We start from the raw sequence: 20,678 nt of genomic DNA, 5'->3' as shown, positions 1-20,678 counted from the left end.
CATTCTCATGAACGAAAAAGCACTGGCCGTCGCGCTGATCGCGCTTTTGCTAAGCGGCTGCAATGCACCACGTCAGGTCACCCATTGTGCCTCCGTCACCTGTCGTCCGCAGCCGGAAACGCGACAGCTCATCATCTGGTGGCAACCCGATTTGCGCAGCGGTCCGGCGGATTACAGCAGGGTCAGCGTGGATGAATGAGCCAGCGGCGGTATTCGATAATCAGCATGACTTCTTCACGGCACTGGAAACCACCTCAATGGCCTGTTGGTTAGTACAGCCAGGTGTCACGCTGTGGTTTACGGCGGTGTCGGCGCGGCAGGCGGTGCTTATCTTAATGCTGGCGCCTGCCCGACATTATCCCGGAATGCTACGGCAAATTTTACAACGCCGCTTTCTGGAGGCGGATGCACTGGCGGCCTGTAGCCTGAGCCTGGATGAACAGCAAAATCTGCGGTTACGCCGCACATTATCCACCGTAAGTGAGTCGGTCGCGGCGCTCGATGAACTCTGGCGCTTGGCTGGCCTGCCGCCGCGCTGAAGGGTAAAAAAGTCGTGTGTTTTCGTGCATAAGACGGGAACCGGACAGGCAGGAAAATCACTTAATGGGGGAGTGTCACAATCACGCGGGCTAACCGCACATCCATTGGCGCTTTTATAACCCATTTACTCATTGAGGAAACATTATGCTTAATTCTCTTGGTGGCGGTACTTCTTTGCAAATTACGATCAAGGCGGGCGGTAACGGCGGTTTATTTCAATCTCCGTCTTCACAAAATGGCGGTTCGCCATCACAGTCGGCGTTTGGTGGCCAGCGTAGCAACATCGCAGCACAGCTGTCCGATATTATGACGACCATGCTGTTCATGGGCAGCATGATGGGGGGCGGTCTTGCCGGTGGACTCGGCAATAGTCTCGGCGGATTGGGCAGCAGCCTGGGGGGATTAGGTGGCGGTTTGCTGGGCGGTGGTTTGGGTGGCGGTCTCGGTAGTAGCCTTGGCAGCGGTCTGGGCAGCGCGCTCGGCGGTGGATTGGGCGGGGCGCTGGGCGCCGGTATGAATGCCATGAATCCATCGGCCATGATGGGCAGCCTGCTGTTTAGCGCACTGGAAGATCTGCTGGGCGGCGGCATGTCGCAGCAGCAGGGTGGGCTTTTCGGCAACAAACAGCCGTCGTCGCCGGAAATTTCTGCCTACACCCAAGGCGTAAATGATGCGCTGTCCGCGATTCTGGGCAACGGTCTGAGCCAGACGAAAGGGCAAACTTCACCGCTGCAACTGGGTAATGGCGGCCTGCAAGGCCTGAGCGGTGCGGGCGCATTCAATCAACTGGGCAGCACGCTGGGAATGAGCGTTGGGCAAAAAGCCGGTTTGCAGGAGCTGAACAACATCAGCACGCACAATGACAGCCCGACCCGTTATTTCGTAGATAAAGAAGATCGCGCGATGGCGAAAGAAATTGGTCAGTTTATGGATCAATATCCTGAAGTCTTCGGCAAGCCGGAATACCAGAAAGATAACTGGCAAACGGCGAAACAGGATGACAAGTCCTGGGCGAAGGCGCTGAGCAAGCCGGATGACGACGGCATGACCAAAGGCAGCATGGATAAATTCATGAAGGCGGTTGGTATGATCAAGAGTGCCGTTGCGGGGGACATCGGTAATACTAACCTGAGCGCACGCGGCAACGGTGGCTCATCTCTGGGTATTGATGCGTCCATGATTGGCGACCGTATCGTCAATATGGGGCTGCAAAAGCTCGCCAGCTAAAACAAAAACGATCGGGAGCAGGGCGGAAGCGCTGCTCCTTGTTATTCGCTCTAATGTGATTATTTCAATTTAAATCAATCAGATTGTTTCGTTTAGTATTTTCATCATTAATTCAGGTTGTTTCTTTATATATTACAATGGCTAATAATTTACATTCTATTCTCTTTGATAGGTATGCCATGCTGTGATATGCTGTTCTAGTGACTATCGTAAAGTGATAATCATTGTGAAGTCTATTATTTAGACTTTGTTGACCGAAAAGTTTTTCAAGGTTTATTTATAAATGCCCTACGCTGTCATCAAATCTCTTTCTCTTTGCGCGTTATTTGCAATCCCAGCGATTGTAAATGCAGATGAGCTAAAAAATATATCTATTACCGGTTTTTTGGTTGAGTCAACATGCATGACTCAACAATTAAACGAAAAAATAAATATCCTATGCATGCAGAACAATAAAGTGAATGAAAAAATAAATATTCAAACTCTTCTTTCAAAAAGTGTGAGAAATATCTTCCCAATCAAAGGTTCATTAATTAATACAGTCTCATTGAATTATACTGATAGTATGATGAAAATTGCAGTTTTAGAAATAAAGTATAAGTAGCATTAATTGATATAAGTGCAATTCTTTAGTTGTACGCCTGTATTGATGTTTCCGAAATTTTATCTATTAACCGATATTCCTCGATGTCAATTTATTCATGGAAATGCTGATGCATTGATATAGCCAGCATTTTTATGTCCTGAGTTTCATTTATAATTCCATTAATAGGTGGGATTCCCGTTTTTTCTTTACGTTCGGGTTGAACAAGCTTCCAAATAGTGATGCTCAGCAAATCGATATTTGAGCATAGTGGTCGACGCAGCATGATATAATTAGTATGTTATGATATCTCTAAATTGAATATTTCTGTTTATTGGAGTGCACACGCCTGAATAATAAATCCAGGTTAATTTTTTATTAAAAAACAGCCTAGAAAAGGCTGTTTAAAATAACTTCCTAAACTTAATGGCTGATCAGATTTCTACGCAGATCAGCTGATGTAAATATATAAAATTCTATGTATGAGAAATATATTGATAAGTAATCCTCAATTAGTTTTTTGAAAGAGGAAGTGGTTTCGATGTTATTTTTATCGTATCTTTTAAAATTTCCAAATTCATTTAGTTTATCCAACAATCGTTTTATTTGAGTTCGTGAAACTGAAAATTCGCAAGCTAACTCGTTAGTAGTATACTTAATCGTGCCATTAGATTGTTCAGATTTGATATAAAGATAAAGTAAAAGAGAGCGACCACCATCTTTATCAATGTAATAATCTATTTCTGTGTTGATTTTTTTATAAGTAACACCATTAAGAAGAGGCACTGATATACCATAAAAAAACTCACTTAAGAATGACTTTTTCTCTATTTCTTCAAAGTCAAAATTATACTCTGGATAAAGTTTTTTTAGAGGTGAAACCATTGCTGATATGTAAACGGTTAAGTCTTTCATACCTTTTTCAGTTATCTCTAGCTTGATATTTCTTCCATCACTTTCGTCTCGTATTGCTTCTATTCTTCCCGATACTCTGAGTAAGGAAATGATTGCAATTATTGTATTTTGACTAGATATTAAATTAGTCTGACAAAACTCTTTAATAGACTTTAAAGAGCTTATTCTCTGTGTGAAAATAAAACAACAGGTAATTAGTATAATATTGAATCTGGATTCATTTAACACATATTTATAGAAAGTCGGTTGATTGATACGTTGCTCACTATCATTTTTATAGAGCTCCGATACTGCGGAAAAAAAATTTTTGTTCTTTCTGATTGACTTCGAATTTAATAATATTATTTCTTCAATTTCATTTTTAGACATAATGTAACCCCATGAAAAAATTAAAATATCATATTTTGGTTGAAATGTAATTAAAAGGTTGGTTTTTTTGATGGTTTTTATGAGATTTTTATTTACAGATTAGCGATGGGGTTATTTGACTCAGTGAACTGATGTTGGTGAAAACTTTAAAGTAAAACATGTCGAAAAATCTAAAGTAAACTTTTTCTTTTATGAAAAAAACGCCCAATATCATCAACCAACCAATATTCAATCGAACTTATATTACTTGTTTTTTCATCATAATTAATTGGTATTTTCTTCAAACTCCTTGGCAGTAAAGTTAAATTCATGTTTTCACTGTTCTTAAGTGATATGACCTTACGCCCATCATTGTTTAATAGAGTAACAGATGTTAGGCTGGCGACATATGCTTCTGGATTTGAGAAATTCAAATTTATGACGCCATCACTTTCTTTAACTAATGATACTTTAATGTTATCTAATTTTGTTAATAAATCATTCTCTTTGATCATTAAACTAATTGGTCGATATATAAGTTTTATTTGCGTAAGCATGGATAAGGTCACCTCATTTTCGGTTTGGGATTTTTTATTAACGGGAGGGATTTCAAGAATATTTATCCAAAAAAGACTTTCCCGGTCTGTAGGGAGATGTTGAGGATCTCCAGAATAAATTATCTTCATTTCACTTAATTTTAGTGGTTCCATTCTTGCTGTTGCCGGTGTAACTACAAAAGGGGTGTCTGTTTGCTCAGGTTTTTTGTTAAACTCACCGTCATCGACCCATAATTGAACGACAACTGGGTATTTATTCGTGTTAACTAAAATAGAGGATTTTATAGTATTCTTTGCATCAAAAATCACTCGGCTGGTTTCTGGGATTACACCAGAAAATACAATGGCGGGGGAAAATAGAAAATAAAGGAAAAAGCAAATCTTCATAATTATATCCTGATGTATTATTTATGGGTAACGAATCAAGACCGTAGCGGTGGCCTTTATCTTTCCAACGGTAGTATTTTCACTGGGGAGTTTAGTTAGTGTAGAAATATAAGTTTTTTTGTATAATGTAGTTGCATTAATTAAATCTCTACTTACTACTGTACTGGCACTCATAATAGGATCCCATCCTGCAGATCGCTCTTCTTCAAGACTGACAAAACTTTTGCAATATGAAGTGTTACCAGATACCGTTGCCATACAGCCATCCCAGCTAACAAAATTTAAGCTATAACCGTCTGAGTTCTTCAATTTAATCCCTACACCTTTTGCCATATTGTCAGAATCATAATCATCTGAAACCAAATAAGTTACGCCACCTGTGACGGAATTGATAAGCCCCAAACGTTGGGCATTATTAAAGGCTGATAGTGAAGGTTGTAATCCAACCGCGATTGCAGAGGTACTGACGGTTTTATTCATAGTATCATCACATTCTAGGGTTATATCAAAATTTCTGGAAACTGTTTCTCCAGCATTAATTTGGCTTACTGTCATGGTTGGGAATATCACATAGGGTGTCGTCGTTCGAACGACACAGCTTGGGGTGTAAGAAAATGTAGCCGCAGGACTGCCATTTAAACCAATAGGAACAGAGTAATCCCAGGCCCAAACATCTTTATTGGAGTCTAGACCAACATTAACAACATATCCTCCTGTGCCGAGTAAATTAATGTATCCACTAGGCTGACCACAACCAGCAGCTAAACCATTCACTGAGTAATAATCTGCCGACCATACCTGATTGACGTTTGTGGTCTGGCTTGTTGGAATGATGGTTTCATTACCTGCTCCATGGCAGTATGTCGCACCGACTTTATTACCATTAGCATCTATTGTTTCACCATATGCCTGTGACCATTTAACCAAGGTAGCAACTACTTTAGGGATACTTTTTTTTCTTATGACAAATCCACCGTCAGAGGTGTCCTCGGTAACGACTGCAGTTGCACTCTGTCGCCAGATTCTGGAAAAGACCTCGCCAGTATCAGCCAAAGTCAGTTTGATCGCCACATAGGGGAATTGAGTCGCGAAAAATCCCGGATTGCCAGGAATCTCATAAAAACCACCAATACGACTATCACCATTAGTAGCAAATGCCCATGCCAATCCTTTCTTATCGTTCTGGGAAGTACATTTTAAAATAATTGCCTCGTCACTGAGACCTGCTAAACCTCCCCGAGTAATAGCGTTATAATTAGATATCCCGGTAGCTAGTACAGTTCCTATCGGCTGTAAATAACTGCTTGTAATATTAATGCGGCCTACTCCAATCGATGCAGTATCATAATCATAACCTGTAATCGTCCTTCCCATTATTCCACTACATGAAGCATAGGCTGGAGATAAAAAAAATGCTGTTAATAGTGCTATTATGTTACTGATTGTTTTAATGATGTTAGTCACGGTCACCTCCAATATTAAAGACATGGTACTGATATTTTTATGAGGTCTTGATTTATTAACTCAGGACTGATGGAGTAATTTGCCAGACAGCTTTCATCAACATTATCACCCCAGACAGCTTTTACTTCTGCTTGAGGGAGTGAAGTACGAAAATACGCCTTATTATTTTGGCCAACGATACCAATTTCTTTACCAGTATCATCAATAATCACTGCGCCAATTGGGATGGATATTTTATTTTTTGTCATCAATGTAACTAACAGTGGGTATCCTTGGTTTGTTTTAAATTTTAACATCACTGCTGAACCTGCGTATGGTGCTACTCTTTGTTCTGACGACTCTATGTCGACATTATTATTAAGCAAACCATCAGAAGTAAGGCCGATAGAGTTATATCTATAAGGCATCAATGATGGAACTAATGCATAACCACTGCTATTAATAGTAGCACCTTGACCATTATAAATTTTTGCTCCGCTAGCATTTTTTGCCTCGACAATACCAAACGTATTGCCTAAATATGGCCCGAACAGAATACCGCCAGAATGTGCAACGACGGCACCAGTTACTCCCATACCTAATTGAGTATAATTGTCACCTTTGGCACTGTTTACACTTACCGATGCCTGAGAATATTGCTTATTAAGGTTAGCGGAATAAGCTGTTTGATGGCCGCCCTCACTATGATTAACATTAAGGTTATAGCTATAAGGAGAGTGTCTATCGCCAGCGCTTCCACTCAGCGAAGTTTGATATTGATTACCATTTCTTTTATCAAAATAAGCTGAACTGGAAACCGACTTCGTCATATCCCCTAGTGGAATGTTAAAAGTTAGCATAGTCACTGTATCATAATTTGATGACATACTCCTATCAGGGTAATAAATACCATTTTTTTGCCGCGATAAAGATAAACTTGCATTGACTCTATTGAGAAGTGTCTTGTTGTAATTTAATTGATAGTAAAGATCTCGTGCACGCCCACTATTATATTCTTGAGTTGAGATTGAAAAACTGAGATTGCCAAATTGATCTAATGGTTGATAAACGGAAGCAGTTAGTCGGTATTTTTGTAAGTAGGTATTTGAGTTCCATCTATTTATTGTTCCGTTACTTACATAATGTTTTTCATAGATAAAGTCACTAAACTCTCGATAGCCTGCTGTGGAATAACGATATCCGGCTAGTGATACATTTGTACTGGTTGGTTGGAATGTTTTAGAATAAGTGAAATTTGCCATGCCACCTTCTCTGACACCATACTCGCCACCAAGATTTGCTGATGAAAATGTACCATTAATACCAAAGGCACCAAAACGTGTAGAAAAAACACTGCTTAAAACACCAGCTTTGTAATCATTGGCTAACCTTGCGCCACTGCCAATAGTTATGAAATTATTTAAACCATACTGAATTGATGAATCAATGAAATCCTCATCGATGATAAGATTGCGTGTTTTTCCTGCTGATGCTGAGTATTTTATTTTACCAGGACGAATTGAATCGGGTACGGCAGAAAAAGGAACCAAAAAACTAGTTCTAGAACCGTCAGATTCTATAACTGTAACATTAAGATCCCCATTATAACTTGTAGGATTTATGTTTCTGATGACAAACCTTCCTGCTGAGACAGTGGTTTGATAAATCAATGCATTATTTTGCCTGACTTCTATCAAAGCATTGGTTTTTGCAATTCCTGATATTGTCGGCGCATAACCTTGTTCAGCCACAGGATACATACGTTCATCTGAAGATAGCTCAATACCATTATAACCAAGACCGCCGAAGAATTGCCCGCTGGTATTTATTTTTCCGACCACTACATTACTTTTTATTTCATATATTGGTCTTTGAAAATAGCTTGAGATATTGTTCCATGTGGCACTATTGCTTTTGCCATTCTTGTAATTGCTGGTGTTGTAATTATAGCTTGACAGTTGGCGAAATTGCCATAGACCTATATTTAAACCGGAGTTTAAGCTTAAATAACTATAATCACTTTCTCCCGAATAAATTCCAGATTGTTTGTTATGGAAATAGTTAGCCACGTAGTTAGAGAAAAAGACACTTTCTCCTCTATTTAAAGCTGATTCGCTTATTTCACCATTTTTATTTTTAAGCACTGCTTGCGCTGCGATGAATTCTAAAGCAAGATCTGAATTGAGCTTCACTGTCGCTTCGGAGGTCAACTCCGATAGTTCTACGCATGAGGTTTTCTCATGAAGCGAGTCAAGTTTTCTTATGTAGAGTTCTTCAAATCCAGCTTTTTCTAATATTGTCTTTGATAAGCATGTTACTGTTTTTTTATTGCGCTGAATCAACGTTACATTATCTTCTCCAACGAGCAGTTTATTCATTATAATCGGTGTGTTACTATAGTTTCCAGGTAAGGGGGAACTTTCGGTAGTAAGTTGTTCTAATACACTCTGGCTAATGTTACTTCCCCTGAACATCCTCTCATCAAAAACTAAATTTTCATCTAACATACTATCTTCAGCAACAGCGTTTACTTGCACTACTGTAAGTAAAACTAACGTCAGAATTTTTTTTGTCAGATTAGATTTAGTTTGTTTTTTCATTTTGATGTTATCTCATAGGTCGATATTCCACCTAGGTCGTTGATAAGACCAATATACACCGTAAGTTTTTTTTCTAATTTATATGGTTTTACTTTAAATTGCCGAGCACTGAAAGGATGAATCATATTTAACTCTTCATCTGGCACTGAAATTAACTGGTTTGAATTTTTGCTGATGACTATTTTAGTTGGTGTGACATAAAAAGGCGATTCATTAAGTACAGTAAATACTCCCATGTTTAGCTGGCTTGTATCTATTTTTAAATATGATACTAAATCATCAATTTTATACGTCAAGTTGGCTGGTCGATAAAAAAGTTTTACAGTGCTTTTATAAGACACCAAGAGTTTATTTGCTGTTTTATCTGATGCAGGTAGTTGAACAAAGTGCAGATAAAATAAAGACTCTTTGTTATCTGGCAAATTCTCTCCGCTAAACATCAGTTTAACGGATTGCCCCTTATTAGGGTCAATTCTAAAAATCGATGGGGTAATAATGAATGGTGCATCATTGGTATTGGGTGTTTGTTCATGGTGTGTCACCCATAAATTTATTATGCTGGGAACTGTATCGGAGGATCTGAATTTTAAGTCAACTGACTTCTTATTTGATTCATAAATAACCCTTGTGCCAACAAGAACCACTGAGGAGTAAGATGTAGACGTTGCTAAAATAAATAAAATCAAGGCTATGCTTTTTATATTAAAAATAGCACTCATACACGTATCCTAGATATTTTATAAGGAGATGGCGAATAGCCATCTCCTTCATTAATGATTAATTGTAGGTCAGTGCATATTGTAATTGAGTCTGTACTTTCCCGACGCTGGCGGCTCCAGTTGCGTAATACTGTGCAGTGAAAGGAAACTCTACAGTATTCGTACCTGTAGGAAGATTAACCAATGTTGGTGTTGTGTACTCACCAGACGTAAAGCTGATGACATTCGAAGCATTATTGTAGTTATCGAGCAACTGAATAGACACATTGCTTGCGGCATTGGTCGTCGCAAGGTTTTCTAAGTCTCCGTTACTGGTTGTTGAAACGGGAACAAGCCTCATCCCTACGGTCTGTTCTGTAACTGCAGTACAACCACTTACCACAAATTTAAAGGGGGTCTGTCCTGCAATATCACCAGACTGTGACAACTCACTGGCTGGTGTGGTTGGAAGAAGGACGGAAATGTTCCCTGTTGCTCCATTGACTGTAACATTACATGTAGAGTCAGATATTTCACCTAAAAAGGTAACGGTATTATCTGCATATACTGCGAAAGGTAACATCAGAGCAAGGCTTAAAGTTGTGAATTTCATATACTAGTCCTCAATTGCTTTTGGATAAATATAATAGAATTACAAGTAATTTCTGACTTTCAGTGCTAATTCCATCGTCTTTTAAATAACCTATCAGGGAGGGGGGAAGTATCATCCTCCTCCTTTGATTTATTATGGATTACGTGGGTGTTATTTTTATTTTTAATGAAAGACTGCTGTTATTTTAATCATAGGAATTCATGTCAATAACACTATTATTAATTCTTATCTTGACTTAATTATGTATCAATAATGATATATGTCAAACATACACACAAAAAAGTTCATTTTTTAAATAAAAATTATATCCCATTGATTATAAATATTTTTTTGGTGTTTTGCTTGTTTTGGGCTGTTTTGTTTGAAATTTGTTAATGAGTTTTTCCAAAAATGATAGTCTAGTATGATTGTTGTTGTTGTGTGATTTCATTGATATGGTTTCACATGGAATTAATTAGGATTCTTGTTTTTAATATTTTCCAAACTAGATCTTGGCTTATGACTATGGAAGGAAAGAATACTACTTATTCATCATTATTTCCCTATCGATGGAGAGCATGTAATCGTTTGCTTGCTCATAAAAAATTCAGGTAACGTCGAATAAAGAAAATATCACTCGTGGTAATTATTCCATTTTTTAGAGCCGGTAATCAATTAAATAGAAAAAGCCAGCACAGGTTTCCCTGGCTGGCTTTTCCCCGGTGCGGTATGGCGCAGGTGTTACCGTTGGCGTACCGCAATAAAGCGATCGGCGATCAGACGGGCGACCCAGAACGAGGTCTGTGCCACGTCGCTATGTAGCCCGTTTTTAGTGTGGATGTCGGCCTGATGCAGAAAATCTTGCTCCAGCGAATCCACAAAGGCGTCGAACTCGAACTCACCCCGTCGCAGCGACCCTGATTGGCTAAGTACGGTATTCAACTGTGCTCTTACCAGATGGATAGCCTGAGTGAAGGCTTCACGTTGAGCCGGCGTAATGTACCCGCCTTGTCGGGCGAGATCCGCCCAGCGGGTAGGGGACTGCGGTGTCATCGTGTTTGGCATCTTAATTCACCTGCAAGTTGGCGGAATCCGGCACTTTGTAGTGATTATTGACATTCGTCAGGTTGATATTGCTGCCTTTGACGTTCAACCCTTCACTGTCGCTTTTCACAAACGAGAATTTGCCGTTTTCTGCGTCAATGTTGCTCAGGTTCAAGTTCCAGTTACCCTGTTGCCCACCGTTGGTGCGAACGAACGTACCGAAATCTTTCGCTTTGAAATTATCGATGGTTAGGTTGGCATCCGCGTTTAACTGGAAGATCTTATCGGCAGCACCCTGAGCGCTACTGTTTGTGATCTCCACGTTGGCTGGCTTACCAGTATTGGATTTCACTGTCAGCGCATCTTCACCCACGTTGGTCCAGTGCACGTTATCTATTTTGGCATCGCCGCGAACGTGTACGCCATCCGCTGCGTTATCACCAAACACCACGTTTTTGAGGGTCGCGCCCGGAGCCAACTCAAATACCGGTTTCTGGCCTTCAGCCTGGCCACCGTCGCCTAGCTTGCTACCCGCAGTGAAGGTTTTACCGCCGCCGTCAAAGACTTCGCCGGGGCCGACTTTAATGGTTTCATTTACTACGGTGGCATCACCGCTGGCTGTTGGGAAGGAGACTGGGCCAGCTCCCGCGGTTGAAGCGGCAGGCGATGCCGCAGAACCCCCACCAATACCGGCTGGGGCTGCCGTTAGTGGTGCAGACGTACCGCCGCCGTTACCACCAACGGGTGAAGAGGGCGCTGAGGGCGCTGAGGGTGCAGCAGGTGAGCCACCGCCACCCGCAGACGGTGCAGCAGGCGACCCGCCGCCGGATGCAGCCTGTGGCGCGCCCACTGATGGTGAGCCACCACCCTGAGACTGGCCGCTACCTTGCGGCTGGCCGAATTCACCTTTCTGTGAATCCATCAGATTGCCGATTAATTCCAGCAGCGCTTTTAACAGATCGTTACCGCTCAATTGGCCGCCGCCGTCTGCCGTTGGGCTGATGGCATTATCTAATGCACTGCCAGCCGAATCTTGCAGCAGGGAACGACTCAGATCTTCTGGATTTTGCGTGCCGCCTGCGCCCCCCGTGCCGGATGAACCCGCCAGCGGTGAGGCACCGCCGTTGCCGCCTGCCGCCCCCGATGAACCGGAAGACAGGGGATTTCCTGCTTCCTGTCCGTTTTTACCCGGAATCAGCGCTTCCAACAGTTTCATCAATATATCGGCAGGGCTGCCGTTTTGTCCTAACGCAGAGCTTCCGCCGTTGCCGATGCCAGACTGGCCAAGCGGGCTGCCATCGGTTGAGGACGGCGTATTGCCCTGTGCATTAGGCAAGAGCGCGCTAAGCAGGGTGCCCAGCGCCTCCATGAGCTGGCTATCCTGCTGCGCAGAGCGTGGCGATGCCCCGCCATTGCTGCCTGAAAGCGGGGAATTCAGGCCTGTTGATGACAGGCCTGCGCCGGGTTGTATGCTGAGCGTAATCGTCATATCAGCCATAACATCTCCTTGAAAGTGAATGAATCGGAATGGGTCATTAACAGGCTTACGTCTGTTGCGTATTAAGTGAGGGAAGGTGTGATGTGGTTCCCGCTTCGGGAAGAGAAAGGTGTCGGGAACCGAAAGGTAAAAATGACCACTTAACTGACACGTTCACTTCATTACCTTTGGAACTTGTTATGCAGAAAATCCAGCACGTTCAGCCAGGTCTGTCTATTGCGGAGATTGCCCCCGCCACGTTAGCTAAAACCTCGTTATCGCAGGGCAGTAGCACCAGTGCAAGCCAGAAAGGCGCGCAATCCCTGATTCAGCAAGGCTTGCATGATAAAAACAAACCGCCAGAACTGGAGCAGGGAAGCAGCAGCCAGGTGAAAAGCCAGGGCGCCCGGTCGACCACCCTGCGAGAACTCTTTTCATTGGAAAGCGCGAGCCAGCGTTTACCGCACGTGCAGCGTGAGTCGCTGGCGTCGGGCGGGCCGATCCAAAGTCTGCCGCGTTTTGCCGCTACCGAGGCTGCTGAGATCAACATCCGTGGCAGCAGTACCGCTACACCTGCTGCTAAAGCCGATATCACGCTGGACAGCCACGGTAAGCTTCAGTTCGGCAAGGGCTTGCCGGAGGCGTTGACCACGCTGTTACAACAGACCCTTGGGAAGAACAGCCAGCCGTTCGTCGCCCATCATGAAAATCAGGCTGCGCAGCAGCATGCGTTAGTCGATAAGTCAGGGCGACTATTCGTGATCCAAAGCGATGAAAATCAGCATATTGCGCTGCACAGCAGCGGTCGCAGCGCGATGCCAGCGGGTAAATCTGGTGTAAGTAACGTACAGCTAGAATCCACGCCGGAGCGCCTCTCTCTGCAAACCAAGGCAGGGGAATCGACCAGCCTGCCGCTCTCCGGGCGCATGAACCATGAGCTGTTGACCGGTGTTCATCGACAGCCCGATTCTGCTTCAGGCGCTGGCGAATCATTACGCCTGCATGACGGCAAGCTCTTTGCGCTGAATACCGAATTTGGCGTCTGGCAGCAAAGCAGCGATGTCCCCCATAGCCAATTGTCTCGGCAGGGCGATGGCCAACTGTATGCGGTCAAAGATAGCCATACGCTGAGCAATCTCTCGTCGGGCAGCGCGTCATCAACCTTCAGCGATAAGATTACCGCGTTCTCTGCCAACCAGAACGGTCAAACCGCCGTGTTGACCGAGCAGGATCATCTTACGCAGTTACATATGATGAGTACGCTGGATGCCACGCCGCAGCCAGTGGATCTCAAACTGGAAAGTGGAGAACCGGTGTATGCGAAAACGGTGGGGTTAACCGCAGAACACCTGCTGATTGCGGATAATGACGGCAAGCTTTACCACGCACCGCTGCCTGAGGCGGGTGAACCGCACGTCACATTAACCCCGGTCAGCACGCCAGAACTGAATGCGGTGCTGGGCGACGACCACCGTATTACCGGATTTGCTCACGATGAACACGGCCAGACGCAGGCGCTCGCCACCGATCGTCAGGGGCAAAAACACGTCGCGCCTCTGGGGCAAAATGGGGTGTCGCTAACGCCGGGGTGGAACCTGAGCGACAGTCTGGTGGTGGATAATAAACTGGGGCTGACCACGACGGCTCCTGCGGCGAAAGACACTGTAGATTTGGGACGACTGGGGCAAATCGGGCTGCAGGATGGCAAAGTCCATTTTCACAACGGCAATACCAAAAACTGGGAAGCCTCCGGCGTTGAAGCCAGCCAACTGAAGCGTGGGCTGGATAATCAGGCTTACACGCTGAAAGACGGTGAAATCACGCCGCTGTCCATCAACCAGAAATCAGGCACGTTTACGCACGGTGACAACACCGTGTTTGCGCTGCCGCAAGTGCGAATGACGCCCTCTGCGGGCACCGCGCTTCCTGGTATCGCGAAGGACGATGGTGTCTCGGCGATGGCGGTGATCAACCGTAATAAATTTATTGCTGTCGATAAGCAGGGCGACCTGCATTTCCACCAGATCAAGCCGGGCACGGATAAGCTCGCCGCCCCACCGCTGGCGTTGCCGAAACAGGGGCTGTCCGGTGAGATTCAGGACATTACGCTGGATCATCAGCAGACGCTATTCGCTCTGAATAAGCAAGGGCAGGTTTTTCAACTGCCGAAAGCTGACTGGCAAAATGCGGCGAATCATGAAAGCGCACAATGGCAGCCGGTGAAGACGCCGGGAGAAGGCAAGGTGAACGCATTGGGTACGGATGCCCAGCACCATTTGCAGGTCGCTCATGACGACCATGAATTACATACCCAGCAAGGAAGCGAGTGGAAAACGACTGTACCAAAAGGGCAGGAAGCCTTACCCGCAGAACCCCGTGCCGCAGAAACGGTGTTTGGTCGGCTCGATGTGGCAACCAAAGGGATGAAGATACCGTTAACCGGAGTGACGGCTAAGGCCGATGTTCAGGTTTTGGGGAAAACCGGTGAAGAGTCACAACAGGTGAAAAGCAAGCTGTCAGATTTGCTGCGCGCTCATCTTGTCTCGTTCACTCTGGATGTGCCGAGGCCGTTAAAAACCTTTGCTGACCACGTTCAGCATCAGATCAACGGGCGTGAAGGGCTGAAGCCCGTTTATGACATGCAGACTGAATTACTGAAAAAGCTGGATGCCACGACGAGCCAGCCACAGGGCGCGGCGATGGATCTGGAAAGTAAGATAGACCAGCTGGATCTGGGCGAAAAAGGGAAACCACTGGTGAATCTGCTCAAGCAGTTTCAGACCGAACTGGAAAGCAGCTCGGCCAAAGCCGCTTTACTTATCGGTAGGCAACAAGGCGTGGTGAACGATAACGGTGTCATGAACACGGAAGGCAAGCCTGCCAGACTGCATGGCAGAGAAAAAGATCTGGCTCCGGTGCTGTTGGCGGCGATGGAAAATCATCCATCATCGAAAACGAGTACGGCCAGCACGCTGATTAAAACCTTTGTAGACAGTAAAACGCCGATCGCGCAAAAGCCGAATAGTGAGGCGTTTGGGCAGCAGCGGGATACCAGCGATGCGCTGTCGCTGGCGAAAACGCGATTGGTACTGGATACCCTGGTGCTGGGTGATTTGCATAAGCTGACCGATCGCATCGGTACGTTATCCGGCACATCGCCGGGTGAGGCGGAACTGGCCTCGATGATGAAAGAACTTAACGCGCTGCGGCAGGGAGAGTACGGCGACAATCCGGTGAAGAAGATGACCGACATGGGCTTCACCAATCATAAGTCGTTGGAAGCGGATTACGACGCGGTTAAAACCTTTATGAAGGCGTTCAGGAAAGAGGAAAACGCGGTCAGTGTGACGTCAAAGACCGTGATGCAAGCGGCCAGCCAGGCGGATATGATCGATAAAATGAAGGCGACGGTTCTGTCGCTGGACAGCAACGAAAGTATCGCGTTTAACCGGACCTATGGCGGCGGAGCATCCATGTCGTTTGTGGTCAGCGGCACGCCATTGCCTTTCCCTCCGGTGCCGGGCGGCGGTGTCAGTGGTGAGCGAAATTACAATCTGAGTTTCTCTCGCGGTGAAAACGGCATCAATGTCGCCTTCGAACGTTCGGGCGGGATCACCGGGAAAGTGAGCTATTCCGGCGGATATGACGTCAGCGAGTATCTGACAGGAAAAACCTCGGCGCAGATGACGCAAAACATTAACAGCAAACACAGCTTTGCACCGGATGTTCGCGCCTCATTCGGCGTATCCGCCAGCCTGCAAATGGCGCAGCAAAACGCCCTGAACTTTACCCTCAGCGAAGAAGAGCTGCCCGGATTTATTGATGGCCTGTCGAGCGGCACGATCAACCCGCTTGCCCTGCTGGATAAAGGGGAACAACACAGCGTGAAGGCGGGTAAAACGGTCAGCTTCAATCTGGACAGCAACGCGGCGCTGGAGCTGCGCGGCGGCATCAATCTGACAGAAAAAGGCGCAGCGCCAACCAGCGCTACGCTGCGCGGTTCGGTGGGCCTGACGGCAAGCGCCAACGTGTTGTCTGCCACCAGTTCGTCCAGCGTGGCGCAAGGCGAGAAATCTACCACCCATACGGAATCCGATAACCGCCTGCGTTTCATGAATCAGGCCGCGATGGGGGCAAACGCGACCCTCAGCGCGGGTGCCGCCAGAACCACGCCGGATGGCACCGTCCCGTTCTTCACCTCGGCCAGCATCGGGGTGAATGTGGCGGCAGACTCGCGCACGAACCAATCGATCAGCCTGGGCATGAAGAAAGCCGAACCGCTGGAGAAAAAGGACATCGACGCGCTGACGAAAACGCTGAACGCTGCATTTAACGATCCGGCCAGCCAGCTCTTGATTGATGGCGCGAAGAAAATAGCCGAGCCGGACGATCAACTGGCCATCCTGAATGCGCATTTTGCGGATAAAACAGCAAAAACTGACGATCAACATCAGGGGTTGATGAGCCTGCAAAAGTTGAACGTACGACAGGAGGTCGCGCAGCGCGACGGTGCCACGCTGGATAGCGTTAAGCACACGACATCCTATACCAATCTCAGCAAACTGACGGAAAACGGGTTGTTCCAGGTCATCGGTAACCATTTGTTTTCTTCACTGCCACCGAGCAACGCCGATCGCATTAATCAGCTGATTGCGGACAATCCGGCGCTGAAGGACATCGTGAGCCGTTTGCAGGATAACGACCGGGCATCGGTGACGGTTTCGCTAGAGCTGAAAGACGATGTGCGGGAAAAGATCGAGAAGGGAATTCAGAACAAAACGCACGGCAAGGATGATGTGATTGCGTTGTTTAAAGACGGCAATAATTTACGCCTCGCCAGCATTGACGTTTCGCAAACGGTGAAGAAGAGCGAAGGGTTTAATACCCCGGCAGTCATTATCAACGCCTCAAGCAGTGCGGGCGTCAGCATGAATAAACTGCTCGGCAGCGTCAGCTTCAGCTACGGACAAGATCAAAACGTACCGCAAAGTTACAAACTGGGCGGTGAAATTGCAAAGGCCAATCCGGCTACCGCCAGCGCCTTGCAGCAACTACAGCAGGAAGGCCTGCAACTTAACAGTTAATGGTAAAGCGTAAAGGAGAACAGCATGACACCGACACAACAGCATATTACGCGTCTATTACGTCATTACGGCGCGCATAGTCGTACTCCACTGGGTTTGCAGGACGGAATCTGTGCATTGCGCGAACCTGACGGGCAGGAAGCGGTGGTGTTGGAAGTCCCCGCCAGCAGCAGCGTACTGCTATTGCACAGTGATGTGATGCGATTTCAGGGGGAAGTCAGCACCGCGGTTTATCAACTCATGCTGATGCTTAATTTTGAAATGGCGGCGATGAAAGGCTGCTGGCTGGCGCTGGATGAGAATTCGACACTACGCTTGTGCACGCAGCATAGTGCAGAATCGCTGGACGAATCCGATTTTACCGCGCTATTGCCCGCATTTATCAGTCAGGCAAAAGAAACCCGACTGCTGATTCGCGGTTTATTACCTCGTCTCATGGCAGCTTAACGCGGTTGAATTAGTGACCTGCGGTTGGATTAGTGATCTATAGCAATAAAGTCCAGCATCGTTTCGCTGCCGTCCAGAATGTCAGATTGGATGGCCTGCCGAGCGGCGCTGGCATCGCGCTGCTGTAGCGCGGCGAGGACGTCTTCGTGATGTTCTATCGCCATCTGCACGGAAAAATGTGCATAGGCCTGTGCAATCAATGGGCCGGTGCGCATCCACAAGCTGCCGATAAACTGCGTCAACAGCGGCATACGCGCCGCCTGTGCCAGAAACAGGTGAAATTCGCTATTTAACCGCAGGGCTTCGCGTAGATTTTTCTCATCAATCGCCAGACGATTCTGGCGAATATTCTCTTCAATCTGTTCCAGCATCTTCGGCGTAATGTGTGTGGCCGCCTGCTCGGCCCCTGTGCCTTCCAGCGCCAGCCGCAGTGTGCGGATCTCAATAAACTGGGCTTCGGTCAATTGGGGGACGCGGATATCGCGCGGCGTTTTGAGCACCAACGCCTGCTCTTTTGCCAGTTGCAGGATCGCATCTCGCACCGGCGTGACGCTGGTGCCAACCTGTGCGGCTAGTTCCCGTATTCTCAGGCGATCGTCCGGTTTGAGTTGACCGGTAATGAGCGCTTCACGCAGCATGGTATACACGCTGGAGCCCAGATAGCTGTGATTGATCTGCCCAATTGGATAATTCACTGTTCCCCCAGAGAGAAGCACTGCGCAACGTGGTGAGATAAGCCTGTGTTAAACGCCGCAATGGCCTGCGGCAATGAGGCGCTACTATACAATATGATGCATCAACGACGCTATGGGGGAGGCATCTCCTGGAGGGTGAATCGACAAGAAAAGGTCATGAAATACGCAGTATTGTATGATGAGGTGTAACAGCCCTGAAATTATTGGTTAAGAGAATATTTTATCGCGACTTAACGCAAACCGATTGTCATAAAATTATATATTACCTGACATATTGAGCTTGGTAATTAACGGTTCTACTATGCCAAAAAAATTATTATCTCAGGGATGAAACCATGCGTGGTTTTTTCAGGCTGATTGCTATCATGCCTGCGCTATTTTCTTATACCGTATTTTCCGCGCCGCTTAATCCGGTAGACAGAAATGACATCCAGCAGCGGCAGGCCGAGGTGATCGATCAATCCCGGCAGCAGCGTGATTCCTTATTGCAATTAAATCAGCCGCAAACGACGGTAAATCCAGCCGGCGGCAGCGCTACTGGGCACTGCTTTCCCATTAAGGAAATTAATTATCACAACAGTTCGCTGCTGCGTGAAAGAGATAAAGAACGGTTAAATAAAGATTATATTAATCGTTGTATTAATGTTAATGATATAAACCAGCTGATTCATGACGTCAGTAATTGGTATATCGAACGGGGGTATATTACCAGTCGAGCCTTTATTGCTGAGCAAGATCTTTCCAGCGGCGTATTGCAAATCGATATTCTGGAAGGTCGCCTCGAATCTATTAACATTAATAATCAATCGACGTGGGCATTAAAGCAGGTTTTCCCGGGGCTGGAAGGCGAAATTCTCAATCTCCGGGATATCGAGCAGGGCATGGAACAGCTCAACCGCATGCCGACGCAGCAGGTGAGCATCGAAATTCAGCCCGGCAACCAGCCAGGCTATTCTATCGTCAACCTGACTAGCAAAAAGCAAATTCCGCTGACGGCAAACATCAGTTTTGATAATAGCGGGCAGAAAAGCACCGGGGAGCGGCAGCTAAGCGGCGGCCTGTGGGCGGATAACGTACTGGGACTGGCCGATCAGTGGTTTATCAGCGGCGGGCACAGCAGCGAATTTCGCGATAGCCGCAATGCCGAAAGCCTGCAGGCGGGCGTGTCGCTGCCTTACGGCTACTGGACGCTCAGCTATGACTATTCTGAGAGCCGCTATCGCAACGATTTCATCAACCGGGACTTTCTCTGGCATTCAACCGGCGATAGCCAGACGCACCGCGCCACGCTGTCACGTGTGGTGTTCCGTAATGGCGACATGAAAACCAGCCTCTCGGCGGGCATGTCGCACCGCATCGGAAAGAACTACCTGAGCGATGTATTGCTGCAAACCAGCAGCCGCAAACTCAGCAGTGCGATTATTGGCATCAATCATAGCCAGAAACTGTGGGGCGGGCTGGCGACGCTGAATCCGGCGTACAGCCGGGGAACGCGCTGGTTTGGCGCGGAAACAGATGACGGTAAATCTGACGATGCGCTGCGCGCTGAGTTCAACAAAGTGACGCTGGCAGCCAGTTATTACTACCCGATCGCCGACAACCTCCATTACCTCACCAACCTCTACGGTCAGTATTCACCGCAGCGCCTGTATGGCAGCGAACAGGTCACGCTGGGCGGGGAAACCTCCGTTCGTGGTTTCAAAGAACAGTATCTCTCAGGCAATCGCGGTGGTTACTGGCGTAACGAACTCAACTGGCGGGCAACACAGTTGCCGCTGTTGGGCAGCGTCACCCTGACGGCGGCGGTGGACGGCGGGCATCTTTTCTCACATCAGGCCGAAAGCGACTCGGCGGGCACGCTGTGGGGCGCGGCGGTAGGGGCAGGGGTCGCGAATCAATATTTATCACAACAAATCACGGTTGGCTGGCCGTTGGCACACCCCGACTGGCTAAAACCGGATAGCGCCGTGGTGTATTACCGCGTTGGACTGTCGTTTTAATTATTCATTTTTAATGTTTCGTTGTTAATCATTAAGACCGG

16 protein-coding genes are annotated in these 20,678 nt (G+C 46.5%); 7 read left to right on the top strand and 9 right to left on the bottom strand.

Translation table 11 applies throughout. The features are described 5' to 3' along the window. Window positions 1-7: 7 nt before the first annotated feature. The 4 genes from hrpT to LCF41_RS11835 all read left to right on the top strand — a co-directional run bounded on the left by hrpT (window position 8) and on the right by LCF41_RS11835 (window position 2,371). Window positions 8-199 (top strand): HrpT family type III secretion system protein, encoded by a 192-nt coding sequence (hrpT, locus tag LCF41_RS11850; RefSeq protein ID WP_225084783.1) that lies wholly within the window; start codon window positions 8-10, stop codon window positions 197-199. Then, window positions 192-539, top strand: coding sequence for a type III secretion protein (locus tag LCF41_RS11845; protein ID WP_225084782.1), 348 nt, complete (start codon window positions 192-194; stop codon window positions 537-539). Before hrpT ends, LCF41_RS11845 begins: the two co-directional genes overlap by 8 nt. Window positions 540-684: 145 nt before the next feature. Continuing rightward, window positions 685-1,767, top strand: coding sequence for a type III secretion protein HrpN (locus LCF41_RS11840; protein WP_284144899.1), 1,083 nt, complete (start codon window positions 685-687; stop codon window positions 1,765-1,767). A gap of 283 nt (window positions 1,768-2,050) precedes the next feature. Beyond that, window positions 2,051-2,371, top strand: coding sequence for a hypothetical protein (locus tag LCF41_RS11835; protein ID WP_225084781.1), 321 nt, complete (start codon window positions 2,051-2,053; stop codon window positions 2,369-2,371). Window positions 2,372-2,773: 402 nt separating this feature from the next. Here the strand turns inward: LCF41_RS11835 and LCF41_RS11830 are convergent, their stop codons facing one another. The 8 genes from LCF41_RS11830 to LCF41_RS11795 all read right to left on the bottom strand — a co-directional run bounded on the left by LCF41_RS11830 (window position 2,774) and on the right by LCF41_RS11795 (window position 12,432). Then, on the bottom strand, window positions 2,774-3,634 hold the full coding sequence (locus LCF41_RS11830; protein ID WP_225084780.1) for a MarR family transcriptional regulator: 861 nt from the start codon (window positions 3,632-3,634) through the stop codon (window positions 2,774-2,776). Window positions 3,635-3,804: 170 nt separating this feature from the next. Next, window positions 3,805-4,557, bottom strand: coding sequence for a fimbrial biogenesis chaperone (locus LCF41_RS11825; RefSeq protein WP_225084779.1), 753 nt, complete (start codon window positions 4,555-4,557; stop codon window positions 3,805-3,807). 21 nt (window positions 4,558-4,578) lie between these two features. Continuing rightward, complete coding sequence (locus LCF41_RS11820; RefSeq protein WP_225084778.1) at window positions 4,579-6,021, bottom strand: fimbrial protein; 1,443 nt, start codon at window positions 6,019-6,021, stop codon at window positions 4,579-4,581. Window positions 6,022-6,035: 14 nt separating this feature from the next. After that, entirely contained in the window at window positions 6,036-8,600 is a 2,565-nt protein-coding gene (locus LCF41_RS11815) for a fimbria/pilus outer membrane usher protein (RefSeq protein WP_225084777.1), read from the bottom strand. Continuing rightward, window positions 8,597-9,319, bottom strand: coding sequence for a fimbrial biogenesis chaperone (locus tag LCF41_RS11810; RefSeq protein ID WP_225084776.1), 723 nt, complete (start codon window positions 9,317-9,319; stop codon window positions 8,597-8,599). The genes LCF41_RS11815 and LCF41_RS11810 overlap by 4 nt, the downstream gene beginning before the upstream one ends. A gap of 58 nt (window positions 9,320-9,377) precedes the next feature. Continuing rightward, a complete protein-coding gene (locus tag LCF41_RS11805) occupies window positions 9,378-9,911 on the bottom strand; it encodes a fimbrial protein (RefSeq protein WP_225084775.1) in 534 nt (177 codons plus the stop codon). A gap of 720 nt (window positions 9,912-10,631) precedes the next feature. Continuing rightward, a complete protein-coding gene (locus LCF41_RS11800) occupies window positions 10,632-10,955 on the bottom strand; it encodes a DNA-binding protein (protein ID WP_225084774.1) in 324 nt (107 codons plus the stop codon). A 1-nt stretch (window position 10,956) separates the two neighbouring features. Further along, entirely contained in the window at window positions 10,957-12,432 is a 1,476-nt protein-coding gene (locus LCF41_RS11795) for a pectate lyase (protein ID WP_225084773.1), read from the bottom strand. A 179-nt stretch (window positions 12,433-12,611) separates the two neighbouring features. On the opposite strand from LCF41_RS11795, the gene LCF41_RS11790 reads away from it, so the two are divergent. Together LCF41_RS11790 and LCF41_RS11785 are read left to right on the top strand one after the other, a co-directional pair. Continuing rightward, window positions 12,612-17,495, top strand: a complete 4,884-nt coding sequence (locus tag LCF41_RS11790) for an AvrE-family type 3 secretion system effector (RefSeq protein WP_225084772.1) — start codon at window positions 12,612-12,614, stop codon at window positions 17,493-17,495. A gap of 24 nt (window positions 17,496-17,519) precedes the next feature. Further along, on the top strand, window positions 17,520-17,942 hold the full coding sequence (locus tag LCF41_RS11785) for a type III secretion system chaperone (protein WP_180740907.1): 423 nt from the start codon (window positions 17,520-17,522) through the stop codon (window positions 17,940-17,942). 29 nt (window positions 17,943-17,971) lie between these two features. Here the strand turns inward: LCF41_RS11785 and LCF41_RS11780 are convergent, their stop codons facing one another. After that, window positions 17,972-18,637, bottom strand: coding sequence for a GntR family transcriptional regulator (locus LCF41_RS11780; RefSeq protein WP_225084771.1), 666 nt, complete (start codon window positions 18,635-18,637; stop codon window positions 17,972-17,974). A gap of 335 nt (window positions 18,638-18,972) precedes the next feature. Here LCF41_RS11780 and LCF41_RS11775 point away from each other — a divergent pair, with 335 nt between their 5' ends. Continuing rightward, a complete protein-coding gene (locus LCF41_RS11775) occupies window positions 18,973-20,637 on the top strand; it encodes a ShlB/FhaC/HecB family hemolysin secretion/activation protein (protein WP_225084770.1) in 1,665 nt (554 codons plus the stop codon). Window positions 20,638-20,678 lie beyond the last annotated feature (41 nt).

The sequence above is a fragment of the Pectobacterium colocasium genome, assembly GCF_020181655.1.
GTDB lineage: Bacteria > Pseudomonadota > Gammaproteobacteria > Enterobacterales > Enterobacteriaceae > Pectobacterium > Pectobacterium colocasium.
The sequence above is the reverse complement of the archived record's forward strand: the minus strand, read 5'-3'. Positions and strand labels throughout refer to the sequence as shown.

Coding starts and splice junctions, on each gene's coding strand:
- LCF41_RS11840 (WP_284144899.1), top strand. CDS start 685: ATGCTTAATTCTCTTGGTGGCGGTACTTCTTTGCAAATTACGATCAAG.
- LCF41_RS11805 (WP_225084775.1), bottom strand. CDS start 9,911: ATGAAATTCACAACTTTAAGCCTTGCTCTGATGTTACCTTTCGCAGTA.
- LCF41_RS11845 (WP_225084782.1), top strand. CDS start 192: ATGAATGAGCCAGCGGCGGTATTCGATAATCAGCATGACTTCTTCACG.
- LCF41_RS11795 (WP_225084773.1), bottom strand. CDS start 12,432: ATGGCTGATATGACGATTACGCTCAGCATACAACCCGGCGCAGGCCTG.
- LCF41_RS11810 (WP_225084776.1), bottom strand. CDS start 9,319: ATGAGTGCTATTTTTAATATAAAAAGCATAGCCTTGATTTTATTTATT.
- LCF41_RS11775 (WP_225084770.1), top strand. CDS start 18,973: ATGCGTGGTTTTTTCAGGCTGATTGCTATCATGCCTGCGCTATTTTCT.
- hrpT (WP_225084783.1), top strand. CDS start 8: ATGAACGAAAAAGCACTGGCCGTCGCGCTGATCGCGCTTTTGCTAAGC.
- LCF41_RS11830 (WP_225084780.1), bottom strand. CDS start 3,634: ATGTCTAAAAATGAAATTGAAGAAATAATATTATTAAATTCGAAGTCA.
- LCF41_RS11790 (WP_225084772.1), top strand. CDS start 12,612: ATGCAGAAAATCCAGCACGTTCAGCCAGGTCTGTCTATTGCGGAGATT.
- LCF41_RS11815 (WP_225084777.1), bottom strand. CDS start 8,600: ATGAAAAAACAAACTAAATCTAATCTGACAAAAAAAATTCTGACGTTA.
- LCF41_RS11835 (WP_225084781.1), top strand. CDS start 2,051: ATGCCCTACGCTGTCATCAAATCTCTTTCTCTTTGCGCGTTATTTGCA.
- LCF41_RS11785 (WP_180740907.1), top strand. CDS start 17,520: ATGACACCGACACAACAGCATATTACGCGTCTATTACGTCATTACGGC.
- LCF41_RS11800 (WP_225084774.1), bottom strand. CDS start 10,955: ATGCCAAACACGATGACACCGCAGTCCCCTACCCGCTGGGCGGATCTC.
- LCF41_RS11825 (WP_225084779.1), bottom strand. CDS start 4,557: ATGAAGATTTGCTTTTTCCTTTATTTTCTATTTTCCCCCGCCATTGTA.